Source organism: Polaromonas sp. A23 (assembly GCF_002001015.1).
Lineage (GTDB): Bacteria > Pseudomonadota > Gammaproteobacteria > Burkholderiales > Burkholderiaceae_C > Polaromonas.
This window is the reverse complement of the sequence record NZ_MUNO01000007.1, coordinates 1-18,775: the sequence shown is the minus strand read 5'-3', so window position 1 is coordinate 18,775 and position 18,775 is coordinate 1. Positions and strand designations below refer to the sequence as shown.

Sequence of the window (18,775 nt, the reverse complement as noted above, 5' to 3'; positions counted from 1 at the left end):
AAGCTCTCATGGGCTGCGTAACTGGTGCATTAGACGAAACAGCACCTCGGTGTATCTGGTCGGAAGTGCTGCGCGCAGCTCGGGCTGGTTTTGCGCCAGGCGTGAGAACGCGGCCACGCCCAATGCATCGCTGCTCAGCTGCTGCAGCGCGTTCGACAAAACGGTGAGCTGGTCGCAGGCCGTCACGGCGATCCGGCGGCGCTGCTGCCGACAGGTCGTACCTGCGCCGGTTCAAAGGCCAGCGTCAGCAGGGCCAGCAAGCCGAAGGGTGCACCGACCCAGCCCAGCTGCCACAGATGGAGATGGCCCAGCACCGAGCCGCTGACCACGGCGCCCAGTGCTGTGCCGACGTACAGCATGGAACCGTTCAGGCTCAGCAACAGCGGTGCCTGCGCCGGGGCCAGGCCGGCCAGACGGCTTTGCTGTGGCGCCATCAGTCCGAAACCGGCGATGCCCCAGACGATCAACGTTGCCATGGTGGCGTACAGATGGCCGCGTGTCAGCGGCAGCACGAGCATGGTGAGAATCAGTACCGACAGTTGCGTACGCATGGTGGGCAGCGAGCCGAAGCGGTCGTTCGCCCAGCCGCCAGAGAGTGTGCCTGCAACGCCTGCCGCGCCGAACACCGCCAGCGTGATGGACAGTTGTGTCGAGCTCATGGTGTTGAGCGCCTGCAGCACCGGGCCGATGTAGGCAAAGACGCTGAAGATCGCAATGAAGTACAGCAGCGTGCGCAGCCAGGTGCGCAGCACAGCACCTTGTCGCGCGGTGGCGCCGAAACCGGCAAAACTTGCACCGGCCGTGACCATGTTGGCCGGTACCAGCCAGCTGGCGGCCACCAGCATCACCAGGCTGGCACCTGCCGACAGCCAGACCGGCACGCGCCAGCCGTACTCGAACCCCAGCCAGGCGCCGACCGGCACACCCACGGCGTAGCTGATGCTCATACCGAGGAAGGTGATCGACAGCGCCCGGCCCCGCAGCGCCGGTGCCACCAGGCTGACAGCGAGAGCCGACGCCGCGGCGCTGAACATTCCGCCGGCACCCATCAACACCCGGCCCAGCAACAGCACGGACAGGTTGTCCGACAGTGCGCACACCAGACAGCCGGCGGTGAACAGCGCCAGGGCCAGCTGAACGACGTGTTTGCGCGGCCAGCGTGCGGTAGCAACAATCAGCACCGGCGCAATCACCGCGGTGGAAACGGCATAGGCTGTCATGACCTGGCCGGCAGCGGCGAGGCTGATGTTCAGCGACTCGCTGATTGGCACCAGGATGCCGCCCAGCACAAAGGCGCCGCTGCCGATGACAAGGTTACACAGGGCAAAGAGATAGAGAACAGGTGGCATGGGATGGTCGAAAAAAACTAACTGCGTTCCCCCGGGGCCCGGGCTTGGCACAGGGGGCGAATTTGGTGAGTTCAACAATGAAGTCGGCCCCTGGCCCTTTGCCCGCGGGCAAAATTAGCTATCAAAAAGAGAGCTATTACCGGTGGTGGGCAAAGATCTGAAACGCGGGCCCATGGTGATTGTGCCCGGTCAGCGCGAAACGCGTGGGACACGCACTATCTTTGAATGGCAGGTCTTCAGCAAAGCAAGCGACGCCTTTCAAGCGGGGGACTGTGTCAGCGTGAAGTAGAACGTCGCGCCTTGGTCCGGCGCTGATTCCGCCCAGATGCGGCCGCCATGGCGCGTGACAATCCGGTGTACGGTGGCCAAGCCGATGCCGGTGCCGGAAAAATCGTTGGCCGTATGCAGCCGCTGGAAAGCACCGAAAAGCTTTTCGGAATAGGCCATGTCAAAACCTGCGCCGTTGTCCCGCACCCAGAAGACGGTTTCCCCCGCTTCCTGGGTCTGGCCGCCGAAGCTTATGAGGGTCTGGGGTTGTCGTGCGCTGAATTTCCAGGCATTGCCCAGCAGGTTGTCCAGCACCTGCAGCAGCAGGCGCTCGTCGCCTCGTGCCTGCAGATCCGGCTGGATGTCAAAGTGCGCCTGCCGTTCGGGCGCCCGCTCGCGGTAGCCGCTGGCCAAGCGCGCGGCCATGGCGCTCAGATTGACACTGTTCCATTGCATGCCGGTGCGGGAGAGCTGGGCCAGCGACAGCAGCGCATCGATCAGCTCGCCCATCTGCACAACCCCTGCCCGAATGCGGGTCAAGTAGTGTTTGTTGCGCTCTTTGTCCGCATCTTCATGGATGCTTTTGCTGAGCAGGCTGCTGAATCCATCAATTGTGCTCAGCGGTGTGCGCAGGTCATGAGATACGGAATAGGAGAAAGCTTCCAGCTCACGGTTGGCGGCCTGCAATTGCGCTGTTCTATGCAACACGCGCTCTTCAAGCTCTGCGTTGAGACGCAGGATTTCCTTCTGCGCCTGGTTGCGCTCGCTGATGTCGCGCATGATGGTCGACAGATACTCCAGCGTTCCATTCGATGCCGTGTGCGCGAGGACCACCTGCGACACCGGAATTTCCCGGCCAAGGCGGCTTCGCAGGGTCGCCTCACCACTCCAGACACCATCGCGAATGGCAACGGAAACTCTTCCGGGTGCATCAGCGCGTTGGGGCAGGGGCGGGAGAAAGTTGGTAATCAGGGTTTGCGTCAGGTCCTCCTGCAGGCCCACACCCAGTGCATGGCGGCCGGCACGGTTGAGATAAAGAATATGCCCCGCAGGATCGCTGATGCTGACCAGGTCGGTGGTGGATTCCAGAATCACGGCCAGACGGTCGCGGGCGGCTTCTGACTCCTTGCGCTCGGTGATGTCCTGCAGGGCACCGTGTACCTTCGTCACTACTTCTGCGCCACCGTGCTGGGCTTCACCAGTGCAGCGCGCCCAGATGCGGCGTCCGTTGGACGTGATCATCTCGAGTTCCAGATCGAAGGGCGTTCCCTGGCGCGCGCAGGTATCGAAAGCTTCCTGGACCCTGAGGCGTGATTGCGGCACGCAGAAGTTGAAAAAATGCTCAGCCTGTGGCCGAGAGCCGGGTGGCAGATCGAGAATCACGCACACCTGGTCGGACCACGTCACCCGCGCGTCCTGCAAGTCGACAGCCCAGCCACCCAAACGGGCGGTACGGCCGGCCATATGGAGCAGGGCTTCGCTTTCGCGGAGTTTTTTCTCGGCGGTGCCACGCTCAATGGTTGCCCAACAACGTTCGACGACTTCCTGAACCAGAGCGACTTCCACAGGCGTCCAGTCTCGAGGCGTGGTCTGGTGAACCGCCATCATGGCGCGAAGGCTGCCATTTTTTACCAGCGGGCAAGTGATGATGGCCTTGATCCCGATGGCGTTGAACATGTCGGCCCCGTTATCCGGAGAAAGCTCCGCATCCACATTGCGAATGATCAGTGTCTGCCCGATGCTGAGTCGCGTCACGGCCTTCTCGCCGAAAAGCGAAAGCTGATAGCTTCCCACCGTGCTCGCACATCCGTCGGTGTAGTCGTGAAGAATGGTGAACTGCTCACCGTCGTTCATCACTTCGGCATAGGCACAGCGTGAGGCGTGCAATTGTTCACCCAGCTTGCGCGACATCACTGCCATGACCTGCACCGGGTCCTCGAGCAGGCGCGTGGCTTCATTGATGTCGTTAAGAAAGCGAAAATGTTCTTCACTTTCCCGAAGTGCCTGCGCGGTGCGTCTACCTGCAGTGAGGCCCCGCATCAGACGGGAGACCATCGAGGGTTCTTCGAAGTGGCGGGCAAGCGGTGCCTCAGGCGCAAGCGCCGGGCGTTCGGAAACGGCGTTGCTGAGCAGGAGATAGCCGACGATGTTGTTCTGGGCGTCGCGCAGCGGCGTGACTGAAACTGCGGCGGCAATGCGGCCGCCCTCTTTGTGAACAAAGGTCAGCGTGCAGGGTTTGCCGTTGCCATGCAGCGCGCCTGACACGAATGCTGCGAAATCGTTGTCAAGAGGAAGATGGGATGGCTCGTGGTTCAGGCTCGCCACGCGCACATCAGACGTTTGCGAATCAATGATTTCAGTCAGGAGGCGCTGATGGACGACGCTTGCCGCGCTGTAGCCCAGCATGTGTTCAGCGCCAGCGCCAAAAATCAGGATAAGGCCTTGTCTATCGGTGGCAATGCAGCAAAGAAGGGGATTTTCAAAGAGGGCTTTGTACAGCACGCCTGCCCCGAGCGCCGGCTGCAGGCGTAGCAGCGCCTCGTTATCGGCGGCGCCGCTTTCGTTGCCTGCAACCCAGGTTCCTGTCATGAAGCCTCCGCGCGAGCAATCGCACCAGTGAATGCGCAGAAAATCGGCGCCTTACTGCAGGTCGAATCACGGATGCCATGGGGCCGAGCGCGCTGAGGCTTGCTGGCCCCATCCAAACAGGACCTGGTTGGCGGACAGGATAGCAGAGCCCCTGCTTTTGTGCCCGTAAATCGGCGACTACTGGATCATGCCCAGGAACTGCTTGAGTTCAGGTGTCTGCGGGTTGGAAAACACCTCGTCAGGCGCGCCGGTTTCATGCACCCGGCCCTGGTGCATGAAGACCACGCGGTCGCAGACTTTGCGCGCGAAGTTCATTTCGTGCGTGACCATCAACAGCGTCATGCCTTCACTGGCCAGGCTTTCCACCACTTGCAGCACTTCGCCGACCAGCTCGGGGTCGAGCGCCGAGGTGATCTCGTCGCACAGCAGCACGGAAGGCTGCATGGCCAGCGCGCGGGCAATCGCTACGCGTTGCTGTTGGCCGCCGGAGAGCTGGTCCGGCCATGCGTCAAATTTTTCTGCCAGGCCAACGCGCTCCAGCAACTTGCGCGCATGGGCCTCGGCCTCGGCACCGGCGGTTTTCTTGACCAGCGTGGGTGCGAGCATGATGTTTTTACCGACGATGAGGTGCGGGAACAGGTTGAAGCTCTGGAAGATCATGCCGACGTGCTGGCGCAGCTCGCGCATCACCTGCGGGTTATCGTGCAGCAGGTGTTTGCCGTCCACACGAAGGGTGCCGCTCTGGAACACTTCAAGCCCGTTGATGCAGCGCAGTAGTGTGCTTTTGCCCGAGCCGCTTTTGCCGATGATGGCAATCACTTCGCCGGCCTTGACGTCAAGATCAATGCCCTTCAGCACTTCGTTGCTGCCAAAACTCTTGCGCAGCTGATTAATTTCTACAAGAGTTTTATCGGATATCACCTTAGCGTCCATTTCTCATCTTCCTTTCAAGCCTGCGCGCATACAGCGACACCGGGAAACACAGGGCGAAATACATCAGGGCCACGCAGCTGTACACCAGGAAGGGCTTGAAGGTGGCATTGGTGATCATGGTGCCGGCCTTGGTCAGCTCGATGAAACCAATCACCGACGCCAGCGCTGTGCCCTTGATGACCTGAACAAGAAAACCAACGGTGGGCGGCACCGCAATACGCACGGCCTGCGGCAGCACGATGTGACGCAGTTGTTCGCCAAAATTCAGGGCCAGGCTTTGAGCAGCTTCCCACTGGCCTTTGGGAATGGCGTCCACACAGCCACGCCAGATTTCAGCGAGGTAGGCACTGGTGTACAGTGTCAGTGCCAATGCGGCTGCCACCCAGGCCGGCACGTCAACGCCGAACAGGCCCAGGCCGAAATAGGCAAGGAAGAGTTGCATTAGCAGCGGTGTGCCCTGGAACAGCTGGATGTAGCCGTCCAGCACGCTGCTGCTCAGCCGAGCGATTTTTTGTGAGCCGGGTGTCGCGCGTGCAGCCGACAAGCGGCCCACCAGCAACAGTAAACCGACCACGCCGCCGCCGATAAAGGCCGTGAGAGACAGCACCACCGTCCAGCGGCCGGCGAGCAGCAGGTTCCTGAAGATGTCCCAGATGGAAAATTCAATCATGACGGGGTCTTCCTGGCTACCGACCAAATAGGAATTTGGGGCCTAACCAGTTCAGCAACTTGCGGACACCGATGGACAGGGCCAGGTAGATGACAGTGGCGATGATGAAGGCTTCGAAGGCGCGGAAATTGCGGCCCTGAATCAGGTTGGCGGCGTAAGACAGTTCCTGTGTCGAGATCTGCCCGCATACCGCAGATCCCAGCATGACGATGATGATCTGGCTCACCATCGCCGGCCACACTTTCTTGAGTGCAGGTGGCAGCACCACACGGATGTAGATCTGCACGCGGTTGAGCGCCAGACTTTCTGCCGCCTCGACCTGTCCACGCGGCGTGGCTTCAATGCCGGCGCGGATGATCTCGGTGGCATAGGCCGACAGGTTGATCACCATGGCAAGCACCGAAGCCATTTCCGGCGACAACCTGAACCCGGCGGCCGGCAGGCCGAAAAAGATGAAAAACAGCTGCACGATGAAGGGCGTGTTGCGGATCAACTCTACATACGCTCCCACCACCCAACGCAAGGCCAGCGGGCCACTGGCGCGGGCCCAGGCAAAAAACACCGCCAGCGCCAGGCCAACGAGTGATGACACCACCGTCAACCCCAGCGTCCAAGCCACGCCGGTGGCCAGCAGGGGCCACTGCGACAGCACTGCCATGAAATCAAAATCAATGTTCATGTCGGAATCCTGTTGAGAGCTACGGCGCGTAGATGTTCGACCAGGGTCGGCGCGGAACCGGCTTCGCCGGGCCGCAGCGGACGCCCCCTGCAAGGGGGGAGGGGGTTACGCGCAGCGAACCCCAACGGGGGTGTGCAACATTACTCAGGCAGGGTACCTGCCGGACGACCCAGCCACTTGACGGCCATCTTGTCGATGTCGCCGCTTTTCTTTGCGGCGGCGATGACTTCGTTGACTTTCAGGCGCAGCTTGTCTTCACCCTTGGCAACGCCAATGAAGTTGGGGCTGTCCTTGAGCAGCAGTTTGAACTCGGTGTTGAGTTGCGGGTTCTTGGTCATCATGTTTCCGGCGACAGACACGCCGGTGGCGATCAGCTGCACCTGGCCGGCGGTGTAGGCCGACACGGTGGTGTTGTTGTCTTCGAAGCGCTTGATGTCTGCACCGGCTGGCGCCACTTTGGTGAGTTCCTGGTCTTCCAGGGCGGCGCGCGTGACGCTGATGGTTTTTCCGGCCAGGTCGGCGAAGGACTTCACGGTGATGCTCTTGGGGCCGAACACGGCCTGGAAGAAGGGGGAATATGCGGCGGTGAAGTCGATGACTTTTTCACGTTCCGGGTTTTTGCCCAGTGTTGAGATCACGAGGTCAGCCTTCTTGGTCTGCAGGTAGGCGATGCGGTTGGCGCTGGTCACCGGCACCAGCTCAACCTTCACGCCCATCTTTTGGCCAATGTAGTTGGCCATGTCCACGTCCAGTCCCTGGGGCTTGAGATCAATGCCGACCATGCCGTAAGGCGGGAAGTCGGTAGGCACGGCGATCTTGATCGTCTTGGCCTTCATCACATCGTCAAGCGCGGTTTGCGCCTGCACACCTGCGGTTGCCAGCAAGGCAACGGCCGCCAGACTGGCGGAAAAAAGACGTTTACTTTGTTTCATAACAGGGCTCCTAAATAGGTTGAGGATTCTTCCGGGGTTTTGGCCGCCCGGCGGCCGGGTTTGCGAACACTTGTATGCAAGTCTTGTGCCGTTTTTGTTTTGGACGATGACAGCGGGCTCAGGGCGCTGCGCAGCTGTGCGAGTGGATCACCGGCGGCAGCGTCCAGTCGGAGCGCCGCCTGCACACTGCCGATATGGCTTTGCATGAGCTTTTCAGCCTTGGCAAGGTCGCCCTTTTCAAGGGCATCGACGATCTGCACATGTTCTTCGCAGGATTGGGCTGCGTCATGTGAGGACTGGTACAACATGGCAATCAGGGTGGTGCGTGCCGTGAAGTCGCGCAGGGTATCAGCCAGCAGATTGTTGCCCAGGCATTCGGCCAGGCACACGTGAAAGTCGCCCAGCAAAAAACTGCGAATGCCGACATCCTTGCCCTTGACTGCGGCTTTTTCCCGGGTCAAGTGGCTCTTGAGCTGTTTGATGGAGGCCTTGCTGACATCGGTCGTGCAGCGGATAAGGCCCATCTCGATGACGCGACGCGCCTCGAAGGCCTCGCGAGCTTCTTCCTGCGAGGGTTCGATGACGTACCAGCCGCGCCGCGCGCTGACGGTGACGATGCCGCGTGCTGCCAGCCGGGTCAGCGCTTCGCGCACGATGGTGCGGCTGCAATCAAACAGCATGGCCAGCTGCTGCTCACCCAAGCGAGCGCCGGGGGCGAGCTTTTGTGCCATCACGGCTTCGATGATTCGGTTGCTGATGTCGGATGCGTTGGCCATGCGACCGATGGTGCATATCCCGTGCCAGATATGCAAGGCGGTGGCAGGCGATTTAAGGGATTGCCCTTAACTGGTATACAAGATTTGTGCACTAATGTGGTGTCAATACATCAAATCAGATCATTTTCTGTGCGCCGATGCACCAGAAGAGGGTGGGAGCGCCGCTGCGCCGCGAGCTTCTTCAATGGCCAGCAGGGAATCCGATCACCACATACGGATGGGTTTCGGGGAATACCGCAAACGATGTGGCGCTGGCCAGAAGAGAAGCGGCGTCACCGCTGCCAGTGTCTTGCGAGGAGATGCCTGGGGGAAACGGAATAAAGCGCATGCTGTTTCTTGTTGTGCTCGAAGGTGAAGCGAGGTTCCGCCCGCCATGGCTGACACTCGCCATACGCAGCGGTGGTCTCTCAGGCGACAGGTTTTTATCGGGAGCTACCCCGATGCAAACCCGGCAACAGCAGGGTAGGCTGAAGGCCCGCCTCGCGCAACCCCTGGAGCCCGACTTGTCCGACCTGAAAGCAGTTGCATCTGCGACCCCTCAAGCGAATCCGCACACCCTGCATTACAAGGTCTGGCCCAAGCGTCTGCCCCACCACATCACCGCGCCGGCCATCTCGCTGTGGCACAACCTCGCGGTCAGCGCACTGCGTTATCCGGACAAGCCAGCGCTGGTGTTTTTCGACCGCACTTTCACGTATGCCGAAGTGCTGCAAAAGGCCGAGCGGCTTGCGGCGACTTTGCATGAGATGGGCGTCAAAAAAGGCGACCGGGTGGTGCTCAATATGCAGAATTGCCCGCAGTGGGTGATTGCGCATTTCGCCATCCTGCGTGCGAACGCGGTCGTGGTGCCGGTCAACCCGATGAACCGCGCAGAAGAACTCAAGCACTACATCACCGACCCCGATGCACGGGTGGCCATCACCTCGGCCGACCTTGCGCCCGAGCTGGCCCGCGCCAATGCGCAGCTGGAGCCGGGACTACGGCTGCAGCACATGATCGTCACGCATTACAACGATGCCTTTGACATGGAGGCGGCGTCGGCCGACCTGCCGGCGGCTTGGCAGGAATGGCTGGGTACAGTGCACCTGGAGCCCGACATGCAGGGCGGCGCCGTCACCGCCTGGAACAAGGCCGTGGCGCAGGACGCGCCGGGCCGGCTGCCCGAGCACACCGTCACGCCGCAAGACCTGGCGGTGCTGCCCTACACCAGTGGCACAACCGGCTTGCCCAAGGGCTGCATGCATACGCACGCCAGCATCATGCACAACGCCGTGGCCAGCGGCCTGTGGGGCAACAGCACGCCGGAAAACAGGGTGCTTTCGGTGGTACCCATGTTTCACATCACCGGCATGGTCTCGGTCATGCACGCGTCGATCTACGGCGGGGCCACGCTCGTCATCATGCCGCGCTGGGACCGCGAACTCGCAGGAAAGCTGATCTCGCGCTGGCGCGTCACGCACTGGACCAACATCCCGACGATGGTGATTGACCTTTTGGCCAGCCCGAACTTTGCAGCGTTTGATTTGAGCAGCCTTGTCTATATCGGCGGTGGCGGCGCAGCCATGCCGCAGGCGGTGGCACAACGTCTGTGGGAGCAGTACGGCCTGCGTTTTGCCGAAGGCTACGGTCTGACGGAAACTGCTGCGCCATCACACAGCAACCCACCCGACGCCACCAAGCAGCAGTGCCTGGGCGTGCCTTTTGTCAACGTCGACGCGCGCGTGATTGACCCAACGACTCTGGAAGAAATGCCGCTGGGCGAGCAGGGCGAAATCATCATGAGCGGGCCGCAGAATTTTTCAGGTTACTGGAAGAGGCCGGACGCCACGGCAGCGGCCTTCATTGAGATAGATGGCAAGCGCTTTTTCCGTTCGGGTGATCTGGGGCGCGTTGATGAAGAGGGCTACTTCTTTATCACCGACCGGCTCAAACGCATGATCAACGCGTCGGGCTTCAAGGTCTGGCCGGCCGAGGTGGAGGCGCTGATGTTCAAGCACCCGGCAATCCAGGAGGCCTGCATCATCAGCACCAAAGATGCGTACCGCGGCGAGACCGTCAAGGCGGTGGTGGTGCTGCGGCAAAGCCACAAGGGCCAGGTCAGCGAGGAAGACGTCATCAATTGGTGCAAGGAGAACATGGCGGCCTACAAATACCCGCGTGTGGTCCAGTTTGTGGATGTCCTGCCTAAAAGTGGTTCCGGCAAGGTGATGTGGCGCTCGCTGCAGGAGGCGGAAGGCGCTTCGGCCTGAAACTCATGAAGAAAATGGCCGTTTGCCCTTTGATTACGGGCGCAGACAGCTATAAAAATCGTAGCTGATCGAATCGTTTGAAGCCGGCCTGAACGGATCGGGACGACTGGCGTCATGGTTGGCGTGATGTATCGTGCGTAACAAGCACAGCAGGAGATTCCGATGAGCACACAGACACCCAGCACGACATGGCAGGAACGCATTGCCGACGACGAAGCCGCGCGGTATGAAGCTTATGCCCGGCGTTTTGCGGAGATCCAGCGCCGCAAGTCGGCGCGCTACGGCACCGGACGCACGTTGCACCGCAAGCAGCTGACTGCCGCGCGCGGCGAGCTGCGGGTGCTTGCGGACCTTCCTGAATTTGCCAGGCACGGCCTGTTTGCCGCGCCGGCTTCCCATGAGGTGCTGCTGCGCCTTTCCAACGGCGGACTGAACAAGGCCAGCGACAGCATGCCCGACATCCGCGGGTTTTCATTCAAAGTCTGGGGCGTGAGCGGCGACAGTGCGCTGGGTGGTCCGGCCGTGAGTCAGGACTTCACACTGATCAACCAGGAGAAATTTGCTTTCGCCGGCAGTGCGGAGTTTGTTGATCTGGTCGAAGCTGCCTCATACGGCAATGCCGCCTTGGTGAAGTTTTTCTTCAAGCGTTACGGTTTTTATCGCGGGCCCGTGCAACTGGCCAAAATGCTCAAAACCGCAGCCAAATCCTTCAAGGGGTTCACCACCGAATCTTTTTTCAGCAGCGTGCCCATGGCCTGCGGCCCGTATGCCGTGCGCGTGCGGCTGTTGCCTGCCTCCAGCAACGGCCCGGCTTCGGCTGATGCCCAAAAGGATTGGGGCGCAGACTTCGCCCGGCGGCTTGCCACCGGAGCTCTGGAGTACGAGCTGCAACTGCAGCCCTTTGTGAACGAGAAGACCACGCCGATTGAAGATGCGTCGGTCAACTGGCCCACGCCTTACACCACGGTTGCCTTGCTCACGCTGCCGCAACAGACTGCCAGCCAGGCTTTGCTGGAGCAAGCCGAAAGCAATGTGTTCGACCCCTGGCAGGCTCTGGCGCAACATCGCCCGCTGGGCGACGTGCAGCGGGCCCGCAAGGTGGTTTATTTCCAGAGCCAGCAAGGCCGCGGGGCAAGCGCCAAGCCCTTGGTCTGAGCATTCCTTCCCAGCCTGCCCGCAGCTGGGTTTGATGACGAAAATGGCCAGATGCCCTCGTGTTTTGTGCTTGAATAGCTATCGAAACAATAGCAGTTGGCACCAGCAGAACCTGGCAGTGTTTCCTGCAGAGGGCGGGCTCACCGGGTTTTGCGCGGCGTACCAGTAGCAAGGTGCGGACCCGGCACCGCCGGGCAGGGACTAGGAGCCTGTCGGACTTGGGGATCGTCGGCTGCAAATCGACCGCAGCGGTCCATTTTTCACCGTCTTTTTGTCCCATAGCTGGGCTATGGGCCTGCAAACCCGGCAAAAACTGTCCTCGCTGGGGCCGACTTTCGCTTTCGACGCCCCAAGCCCGACAGGCTCCTAGCCGCCGGGCGTCAGCCTGCGCGGCGTGATCTCCACCGATTCCGCGCCCGTGCTCATCCATACGGTGCCGTCCTGCACCGTCACCTGAAGCTGGATGGTGCGGTTGGCCAGTTTCGCCAGGGCCTGGCTTTGCGCGGCGTCGATCTGCCACACCACCAGGTTGGCAGCGCGGGTCAGTTTGGTTTCCATGGTTTTCCACCACACCGGGGTGCTGCTGGCAAAGCTGTAGACGCTGACGCGTTCCGCCCGGCCGGCCGCGCGCATCAGGCGCTTGTCGTCGGGTTGGCCGACATCAATCCAGTGCAGGATGGCGTCGGTGTAGTCCTTGTGCCAGAGGGCGGCTTCATCGACATCCCACAAGTCCTTGGCAAACTCGAGGTGGCCACGCTTGTCGTCGGCGGGCACGTTCAGTGCAAAGGCCAGCAGTCGGATCATCATGCGCTCGTCCGCTTCTGAGGGGTGGCGCGCAATCGTCACGTTGTGGTCGCCGTACACGCCGCGGTCCATGTCGGCGATTTGCAGCTGGGCTTTGTAGATGGTGGCTTTGAGTGCCATGGTGTTTCTTCTGGTGGGTGAAGCGGTCGGTAACCCTCTATTGGAACAGACCAGCGGGCCGACCTGGCTCTGGCTATAGTGAAGCCATGATTCGACTGTCTGTACTTGATCAATCCGTGGCCGTGACCGGCCGCAGCGAGGATGCCTCCATCCGCGAAACCCTGGCCTTGGCACAACACTGCGAAACCCTGGGTTATGAGCGCTTCTGGCTCAGCGAACACCACAGCCACCCGACGATTGTGGGCAGCGCGCCCGAAGTATTGATGGCCGCCATCGCCGCCACCACCCGGCGGATCCGCATCGGCAGCGCCGGCGTGATGCTGCCGCACTACTCGTCGCTCAAGGTGGCCGAGCAGTTTCGGGTGCTGGAGGCGCTGGCGCCGGGGCGTATCGATCTGGGTGTCGGCCGTGCACCGGGTTCGGACGGCCGCACCGCCCAGCTGCTGAATCCGAATGCACGCCATGCGGCCGACCACTTTCCGCTGCAGGTGCGCGAGCTGCAGGCCTGGATCAACGGCACAGAGTTGCCGGAAGATCACCCCGGCCGTGGCGTAAGCGCCAACCCGACAGGACCGGGCTCCCCCACGCTCTGGATGCTAGGCAGCTCCAACTACGGCGCGCAGCTGGCCGCGCACTATGGCCTGCCGTATGCGTTTGCTTACTTCATCACGGACGGGCAGGGCGCTGAAGAAGCGATTGACCTGTACCGCGAGCTGTACCGGCCCAGTGCTTCCCAGCCCGTACCGCAGCCGGCGCTTTGTGTTTGGGCCCTGGCAGCCGATACCGAAGCCGAGGCCTGGCAGCTTTTCTCCAGCCGCGAACGCTGGAAAATCGACCGGAGCAAAGGCGCCCTGGGGCCCCTTCAATCGCCGGCCGAGGTTACGCAGCGTCCGTACAGTGCGGCAGAGCAGGGCGATGCCGAGCGGCTTCGCAGCGCGGCGCTGGTGGGAACTTCCGCACAGGTCGCCGGCAAGCTGCGCGCGCTCTCGGAGGCGCTGCAGGTCGAAGAACTCGTGGTCATCACCTGGGCCCATGATCCCGCCGCCCGCCGCCGCTCCTACGAGTTGCTGGCACAGGAGTTTTGCGACGCGCCAGTTAGGCCCGAACCACGCTAATTTTTTTCATCCAACATGACGACCACCCGAGGAACGCCCATGACTTCTCCCTTGTTCAGCGCCACCATTGCCGGCAGCCTGCCCAAACCCGCCTGGCTGTCCGAGACCCAGAAACTCTGGCCCCAGTGGAAGGCCGAAGGCGCCGAGCTGGCGCAAGCCAAACTTGATGCCACGCTGCTGTGGATCAAGGCACAGGAAGACGCGGGCCTGGATGTAATTGGTGACGGCGAGCAGTCGCGCCAGCACTTTGTGCACGGCTTTCTCGAACAGGTCGAAGGCATTGACTTCGAGCACAAGGTCAAGATGGGGATACGCGACAACCGGTATGACGCCATGGTGCCGCAGGTCGTGTCTGCGCTCAAACTCAAGGGCCGCGTGCATGCGGCCGAGGCGCAGCTGCTGCGCGCCCACACGACGCGCAAGATCAAGTTCACGCTGCCCGGTCCGATGACGATTGTCGACACTGTGGCCGACCAGTTTTATGGTGACCGCGCGAAGATGGCCATGGCCTTTGCTGAACTGCTCAACCAGGAGGCAAAAGCGCTGCAGGCCGACGGCGTGGACATCATCCAGTTCGACGAGCCGGCTTTCAATGTCTATATGAAAGACGCCGCCGACTGGGGCGTCAAGGCGCTGGAGCGCGCTGCGCAGGGCCTGACCTGCACCACCGCTGTTCATATCTGCTACGGCTACGGCATCAAGGCCAACAATGACTGGAAGGAAACACTGGGCCAGGAGTGGCGCCAATATGAAGCGGTGTTTCCTGCACTGGCTAAAAGCAGCATCAAGCAGGTCAGCCTGGAGTGTTATCACTCGCATGTGCCGCCGCACCTGATGGCCTTGCTCGAAGGCAAGGACGTCATGGTGGGCGTGATCGACGTGGCCAGCGACGAGATTGAAACGCCGGAGCAGATTGCAGACACCATTGGCGAGGCGCTGAAATACGTGCCAAAGAACCGCCTCTTGCCTTGCACCAACTGCGGCCTGGCACCCATGAGCCGGGAGGTTGCGCTCAAGAAATTGCAGGCGCTCGCCCAGGGCGCCGCCCTGGCACGCCAGCGTTACGGCACCTGAGTCGTGGCCATGACCGAACTGGCTTTCGCTTCTCCCGCTGAGGTGGGCCTCTGCCCGAAGCGTTTGCAGCGCCTGCTTTCCGTGCTGCAGGGCGACGTCGACAGCGGGCGCCTGCCCGGTGCCGTGGCCCTGGTGGCGCGGCGCGGCAAGATTGCACTTTTTGAAAGCCTGGGTCAGTGCAACCCTGCGGCGGCCAGCGCCATGCGGCGCGACGCGATTTTCCGCATCTACTCCATGACCAAGCCGCTGGTCTCGGTCGCACTGATGACGCTTGCGGAGCAGGGCAAGGTGTTACTTGCTGATCCGGTGGCGAAATACCTGCCTGAATTTGCCAACCAGAAAGTGGCTGTGGAGCGTGGCGGCCAGGTTCACCTGGAAGAAGTGGTTCGGCCTGCCACCGTGCACGACTTGCTGCGCCAAACCGCCGGCCTTACCTATGAGTTCATGGGAAGCTCCGCAACCCAGCGCCAGTACGCGGAGCTGCAAATGGGTTCACGTGAACGCAGCAATGCGGAGTTTTCGCAGGTTCTTGCCGGCCTGCCGTTGATGTACCAGCCCGGCAGCGTCTGGGCTTACAGCAGGGCGACCGATGTGATTGGGCGTTTGGTGGAGGTGGTCAGCGGGCAGCCTCTGGGCGCCTATTTGCAGCAATCCATTTTCACGCCGCTAGGCATGCACCAAACCGGGTTTTCGGTCGCCGAGGCCGATCATTCACGCATCGCCGAACCCTTTGCCCACGACCCGGATGGCGGTGTGCCGCTTCGCATGCTCGACCCGCGTCGCGCGCCGGCCATGGAAAGCGGCGGCGGTGGTTTGCTCTCGACGGCGATGGACTACGCGCGTTTCCTCCAATTCATGCGGAACAAGGGAGAACTCGACGGCGTGCGGGTGTTAGGCCCGCACACAGTGAAGTTCATGACCTCGGATCATCTGGGCGCCATTCCCGTCACCGGAGACGTGTTGCTACCCGGCTATGGCTTCGGCCTGGGGTTTGCGGTGCGCAGGGCGGCGGGTATTTCGTCTGTTCCAGGCTCCCCCGGTTTGTATTACTGGGGCGGGATTGCCGGGACGACCTTTTTCGTGGACCCCGTCGAAGACATGTATGCGCTGTTGATGATCCAGGCGCCCAACCAGCGTGACCACTACCGCGCCCTGTTTAGAACCCTGGTGTACGCGGCCCTGCTGGACTAGGAACTCACTTTCCCGGAGACAACAATGAGCCATGACCACGGACACGATCATTCGCATGAAAGCACCGACTGGAAGCACGACGGCGTGCGTGTGATTCCCGGTGGTCAGCTTGACGGCAACGTGCCTTCCACCCCCGGCATGGACCGCAAGGCGGCGATCAATTTTGCGCGCGTCGGGGCACAAAAACTCTGGGCCGGCACCGTTACCATCCACGCCAATGCGAAGACCGGCGCACATCATCATGGGCACCTTGAAAGTGTGATCTACGTTGTGAGGGGGCGGGCACGCATGCGCTGGGGTGAGCGTCTTGAGTTCACCGCCGAGGCCGGCCCCGGGGACTTCATTTATGTGCCGCCCTATGTACCGCACCAGGAAATCAATGCGAGCCCCACTGAACTGCTGGAGTGCGTGCTTTGCCGCAGCGACGGCGAGGCGGTGGCCATCAACCTGGACATCGTGCCTGTTGAAAAACCCGAGCAGGTGTTGTGGATCGATCCGACGCACCCCCAAGGCGCTGTGTAAAGCGCGCGCAAACGCGCGGTGAGGGGCCGGTGAAGGGCTGCGCAACTGCGCAAAAGTGCACGCTTTGAGAGGGGCTCAGCAAACCTTTACTTACGAATGTCACGTCGTCCTACATGCGCGTTAACTTGCGGTGGTTACAACTGAGGCTCACACAAGGAGTACCCATCATGGATACAAACAACCCCGTTACCGCCGCTCCCGGCAGCCAGCCTGCTTTTTCGCAACGCATGCAACACAGCAAGGCGCTTATCGCCATCGTCGCCGTTCTCGGCGTCACGGTGATGGCTTTGGCTGCCGCTCTGGTCGTTAACCGATCCGACGCACAGCCTGGCGGAACGGAGGCGGTTGCTCCCACAACCCAATCCAGCACGACGAGCAAGCTCGCGAGCAACACCACCACCACAACGCCTGCCGCCAAGCCCGCGCCGGCGAAACCAGCCGTTCAACAGCGGCCTGTTGCCGTGGCCCAGGCCCCGGCTCCCAAGCCCGTGGTTTGCGCCGACTGCGGTACGGTTGAAGCGGTCACCCCCGTGCAGCGCCAGGGCGAAGTCAATGGCGTGGCAGTAGGCAACACCACGATTGGCCTGGGGACCGTGGCCGGTGGTGTGGTCGGCGGCTTGCTGGGTAACCAGGTCGGCGGCGGCAGCGGCAAGACAGCCATGACCGTGCTCGGTGCTGCGGGCGGTGCTTTTGCCGGCAACCAGATCGAGAAAAACATGAAGAAGGTCACCGTGTACCAGGTGCGCGTGCGCATGAACGACGGAACAACCCGTACGGTGGAAGTTTCAAGCTCGGTGCCCGTGGGCTCACGCGTGATTGTTGAAGGCAACAACCTGCGCATGGCCTGAAGTCCCGCCGCTGTAGCGGCGATGCAGAAAAACAAGAAGCGTGATGGGTGACCGTCACGCTTTTCTTTTGCCCTTTCGTGAGAGGCGCCCTCGGACACATCCGAGTATGCGAAGATGGATCTGCAGGGGTGTTTTTTCGCCAGACGGCGGACCCCGCCACCCATGAAAGAAGTGTTATGAAGGCCATCTGGAACGGCGCAGTTATTGCGCAAAGCGACGATACCGTGGTGCTGGAAGGCAACCACTACTTTCCCGAAAATTCGCTCAACCGCGACTACATCACTTTCAGCAACCACCACACCATGTGTGCGTGGAAAGGGCAGGCCAGTTATTACTCGCTGCTGGTCAACGGCGAGATGAACACCGATGCCGCCTGGTATTACCCCGACCCGAAACCCGAAGCCGACAACATCAAGGGGCATGTGGCATTCTGGAAAGGCGTGAAGATCGAAGCGTGATGGTGGAGTCCGGCATCTTTTGGAGAATGAATCATGTTCAAGCACATCCTGTTGCCGGTTGACGGCTCTTCCACCTCGATGATGGCGGTGCACAAGGCCTGCGGGCTTGCACAGGCTTTCAAGAGCACGGTGACGGTGATTTACGTGATTGACCCCTATGCCTTCAGCGGTGTGGGCGCTGATTTCGCCTATGGTCAGGCGCAATACCTGGGGGCTGCTACAGCTGAAGCCAACGAGGCGCTCAAGGGTGCCACGCAATTGCTGGAAGAAGCAGGCGTGACGGTCAAGGCTTCCGTGATTGAAGGCCACGCGATCTACCGCGGCATTCTTGAAACTGCGAGCAGCATCGGTGCCGACCTGATTGTGCTGGGCTCGCATGGCCGCCGGGGGCTTGAGAAGCTTGTGTTGGGCAGTGTTGCTGCGCAGGTGCTTTCGCATGCGCATCTGCCGATACTTGTGGTGCGGGACTGAGTCTTTCACTCGGGCGGCTGCCCGATTCCACTGTTTGGCATTAAGTCGGCCTGTAGTCCTTGTAATTTGGGTGCGAGTAGCTATTGAATTTATAGCGCTACTGTTCCGCCACCTTGCGGGCTGAGCTTGTCGAAGCCATCTTTGCCTCCAACGTTTGTGGTTTGCCAGCAGGCCGGGTCTCGCCCCGGCGGGCGACTCCCTTTTCTTTGCGTCGCCAAAGAAAAGGAAGCAAAAGAAAGGCGACCCTACTGTCTGCGTCCCTCCGCTTCGCTGCGGGCAACCTGCGGTGCTCGGTCCAGCCGGGGTCGAGCTCGAACTCGCCTTCGGCTCAGACAATCGCTCGCCCTGATCCGTCTGGACCTCCGCTCCTCGGCGCATACAGAAGGGTGGGGGATGAAGGCGGGATCGGGTGCGAAATCGGGATCGGATTCGGATACGGATACGGATGCGGGGAGACCTGACGCGCAAAGCGCGTCAGGTCGGAGCATGTGGCCGTCATGTTTGCACGCAATCGCAGCACACGCGGCCAAATGAAGTCCCCCTCCATCGCCCAGCGGGGCGAGGGAGGGGGAC

General features: G+C 61.3%; 19 protein-coding genes. 9 read left to right on the top strand and 10 right to left on the bottom strand.

The window, feature by feature from the left end; genetic code table 11:
- Positions 1-6 precede the first annotated feature (6 nt).
- The 9 genes from B0B52_RS03220 to B0B52_RS22415 all read right to left on the bottom strand — a co-directional run bounded on the left by B0B52_RS03220 (position 7) and on the right by B0B52_RS22415 (position 8,523).
- Positions 7-186 carry a hypothetical protein gene (locus B0B52_RS03220; protein WP_077592177.1) on the bottom strand — a complete coding sequence of 60 codons (180 nt, stop codon included), beginning with the start codon at positions 184-186 and terminating at the stop codon, positions 7-9.
- Positions 183-1,349 (bottom strand): MFS transporter, encoded by a 1,167-nt coding sequence (locus B0B52_RS03215; RefSeq protein WP_077592176.1) that lies wholly within the window; start codon positions 1,347-1,349, stop codon positions 183-185. Before B0B52_RS03215 ends, B0B52_RS03220 begins: the two co-directional genes overlap by 4 nt.
- Positions 1,350-1,607: 258 nt before the next feature.
- Positions 1,608-4,205, bottom strand: coding sequence for a PAS domain S-box protein (locus B0B52_RS03210; protein ID WP_077592175.1), 2,598 nt, complete (start codon positions 4,203-4,205; stop codon positions 1,608-1,610).
- 177 nt (positions 4,206-4,382) lie between these two features.
- The gene (locus B0B52_RS03205; RefSeq protein ID WP_077592174.1) at positions 4,383-5,138 is read right to left on the bottom strand and encodes an amino acid ABC transporter ATP-binding protein; all 756 of its coding nucleotides are present in this window, start codon (positions 5,136-5,138) and stop codon (positions 4,383-4,385) included.
- Positions 5,128-5,808 (bottom strand): amino acid ABC transporter permease, encoded by a 681-nt coding sequence (locus tag B0B52_RS03200; RefSeq protein ID WP_077592173.1) that lies wholly within the window; start codon positions 5,806-5,808, stop codon positions 5,128-5,130. The genes B0B52_RS03205 and B0B52_RS03200 overlap by 11 nt, the downstream gene beginning before the upstream one ends.
- Before the next feature lie 16 nt (positions 5,809-5,824).
- Complete coding sequence (locus tag B0B52_RS03195) at positions 5,825-6,487, bottom strand: amino acid ABC transporter permease (protein WP_077592172.1); 663 nt, start codon at positions 6,485-6,487, stop codon at positions 5,825-5,827.
- Between the two features lie 140 nt (positions 6,488-6,627).
- The gene (locus B0B52_RS03190; RefSeq protein WP_077592171.1) at positions 6,628-7,419 is read right to left on the bottom strand and encodes a transporter substrate-binding domain-containing protein; all 792 of its coding nucleotides are present in this window, start codon (positions 7,417-7,419) and stop codon (positions 6,628-6,630) included.
- Complete coding sequence (locus tag B0B52_RS03185) at positions 7,416-8,195, bottom strand: GntR family transcriptional regulator (protein WP_077592170.1); 780 nt, start codon at positions 8,193-8,195, stop codon at positions 7,416-7,418. Before B0B52_RS03185 ends, B0B52_RS03190 begins: the two co-directional genes overlap by 4 nt.
- A gap of 181 nt (positions 8,196-8,376) precedes the next feature.
- Positions 8,377-8,523, bottom strand: coding sequence for a hypothetical protein (locus B0B52_RS22415; protein WP_168173468.1), 147 nt, complete (start codon positions 8,521-8,523; stop codon positions 8,377-8,379).
- Between B0B52_RS22415 and B0B52_RS03180 the strand changes: the two genes are divergently transcribed.
- A complete protein-coding gene (locus B0B52_RS03180) occupies positions 8,522-10,444 on the top strand; it encodes a long-chain fatty acid--CoA ligase (RefSeq protein WP_254425620.1) in 1,923 nt (640 codons plus the stop codon). The two genes, B0B52_RS22415 and B0B52_RS03180, sit on opposite strands and share 2 nt — an antisense overlap.
- Positions 10,445-10,606: 162 nt before the next feature.
- Entirely contained in the window at positions 10,607-11,599 is a 993-nt protein-coding gene (locus B0B52_RS03175; protein WP_077592168.1) for a catalase, read from the top strand.
- A 366-nt stretch (positions 11,600-11,965) separates the two neighbouring features.
- Here B0B52_RS03175 and B0B52_RS03170 read toward each other — a convergent pair whose 3' ends face one another.
- Positions 11,966-12,523 carry a YaeQ family protein gene (locus B0B52_RS03170; RefSeq protein WP_077592167.1) on the bottom strand — a complete coding sequence of 186 codons (558 nt, stop codon included), beginning with the start codon at positions 12,521-12,523 and terminating at the stop codon, positions 11,966-11,968.
- Positions 12,524-12,612: 89 nt separating this feature from the next.
- Between B0B52_RS03170 and B0B52_RS03165 the strand changes: the two genes are divergently transcribed.
- The 7 genes from B0B52_RS03165 (at position 12,613) to B0B52_RS03135 (ending at position 18,202) form a co-directional block, all read left to right on the top strand.
- Positions 12,613-13,638, top strand: a complete 1,026-nt coding sequence (locus B0B52_RS03165; protein ID WP_077592232.1) for an LLM class flavin-dependent oxidoreductase — start codon at positions 12,613-12,615, stop codon at positions 13,636-13,638.
- A 51-nt stretch (positions 13,639-13,689) separates the two neighbouring features.
- On the top strand, positions 13,690-14,712 hold the full coding sequence (locus B0B52_RS03160) for a methionine synthase (protein WP_077592231.1): 1,023 nt from the start codon (positions 13,690-13,692) through the stop codon (positions 14,710-14,712).
- Positions 14,713-14,721: 9 nt separating this feature from the next.
- Complete coding sequence (locus B0B52_RS03155; RefSeq protein WP_077592166.1) at positions 14,722-15,903, top strand: serine hydrolase; 1,182 nt, start codon at positions 14,722-14,724, stop codon at positions 15,901-15,903.
- A gap of 24 nt (positions 15,904-15,927) precedes the next feature.
- Positions 15,928-16,425, top strand: coding sequence for a cupin domain-containing protein (locus tag B0B52_RS03150; RefSeq protein WP_077592165.1), 498 nt, complete (start codon positions 15,928-15,930; stop codon positions 16,423-16,425).
- Positions 16,426-16,592: 167 nt separating this feature from the next.
- Positions 16,593-17,273, top strand: a complete 681-nt coding sequence (locus tag B0B52_RS03145) for a glycine zipper 2TM domain-containing protein (RefSeq protein ID WP_077592164.1) — start codon at positions 16,593-16,595, stop codon at positions 17,271-17,273.
- Between the two features lie 176 nt (positions 17,274-17,449).
- Positions 17,450-17,731, top strand: coding sequence for a DUF427 domain-containing protein (locus B0B52_RS03140; RefSeq protein ID WP_077592163.1), 282 nt, complete (start codon positions 17,450-17,452; stop codon positions 17,729-17,731).
- Positions 17,732-17,764: 33 nt separating this feature from the next.
- Positions 17,765-18,202 (top strand): universal stress protein, encoded by a 438-nt coding sequence (locus B0B52_RS03135; RefSeq protein ID WP_077592162.1) that lies wholly within the window; start codon positions 17,765-17,767, stop codon positions 18,200-18,202.
- The last annotated feature ends 573 nt before the right edge of the window (positions 18,203-18,775 follow it).

What these genes read in the sequence shown, in the direction of transcription:
- B0B52_RS03215 (WP_077592176.1), bottom strand. Translation starts at nt 1,349, where the DNA reads ATGCCACCTGTTCTCTATCTCTTTGCCCTGTGTAACCTTGTCATCGGC.
- B0B52_RS03210 (WP_077592175.1), bottom strand. Translation starts at nt 4,205, where the DNA reads ATGACAGGAACCTGGGTTGCAGGCAACGAAAGCGGCGCCGCCGATAAC.
- B0B52_RS03205 (WP_077592174.1), bottom strand. Translation starts at nt 5,138, where the DNA reads ATGGACGCTAAGGTGATATCCGATAAAACTCTTGTAGAAATTAATCAG.
- B0B52_RS03200 (WP_077592173.1), bottom strand. Translation starts at nt 5,808, where the DNA reads ATGATTGAATTTTCCATCTGGGACATCTTCAGGAACCTGCTGCTCGCC.
- B0B52_RS03195 (WP_077592172.1), bottom strand. Translation starts at nt 6,487, where the DNA reads ATGAACATTGATTTTGATTTCATGGCAGTGCTGTCGCAGTGGCCCCTG.
- B0B52_RS03190 (WP_077592171.1), bottom strand. Translation starts at nt 7,419, where the DNA reads ATGAAACAAAGTAAACGTCTTTTTTCCGCCAGTCTGGCGGCCGTTGCC.
- B0B52_RS03185 (WP_077592170.1), bottom strand. Translation starts at nt 8,195, where the DNA reads ATGGCCAACGCATCCGACATCAGCAACCGAATCATCGAAGCCGTGATG.
- B0B52_RS03180 (WP_254425620.1), top strand. Translation starts at nt 8,522, where the DNA reads ATGCTGTTTCTTGTTGTGCTCGAAGGTGAAGCGAGGTTCCGCCCGCCA.
- B0B52_RS22415 (WP_168173468.1), bottom strand. Translation starts at nt 8,523, where the DNA reads ATGCGCTTTATTCCGTTTCCCCCAGGCATCTCCTCGCAAGACACTGGC.
- B0B52_RS03175 (WP_077592168.1), top strand. Translation starts at nt 10,607, where the DNA reads ATGAGCACACAGACACCCAGCACGACATGGCAGGAACGCATTGCCGAC.
- B0B52_RS03170 (WP_077592167.1), bottom strand. Translation starts at nt 12,523, where the DNA reads ATGGCACTCAAAGCCACCATCTACAAAGCCCAGCTGCAAATCGCCGAC.
- B0B52_RS03155 (WP_077592166.1), top strand. Translation starts at nt 14,722, where the DNA reads ATGACCGAACTGGCTTTCGCTTCTCCCGCTGAGGTGGGCCTCTGCCCG.
- B0B52_RS03150 (WP_077592165.1), top strand. Translation starts at nt 15,928, where the DNA reads ATGAGCCATGACCACGGACACGATCATTCGCATGAAAGCACCGACTGG.
- B0B52_RS03145 (WP_077592164.1), top strand. Translation starts at nt 16,593, where the DNA reads ATGGATACAAACAACCCCGTTACCGCCGCTCCCGGCAGCCAGCCTGCT.
- B0B52_RS03140 (WP_077592163.1), top strand. Translation starts at nt 17,450, where the DNA reads ATGAAGGCCATCTGGAACGGCGCAGTTATTGCGCAAAGCGACGATACC.
- B0B52_RS03135 (WP_077592162.1), top strand. Translation starts at nt 17,765, where the DNA reads ATGTTCAAGCACATCCTGTTGCCGGTTGACGGCTCTTCCACCTCGATG.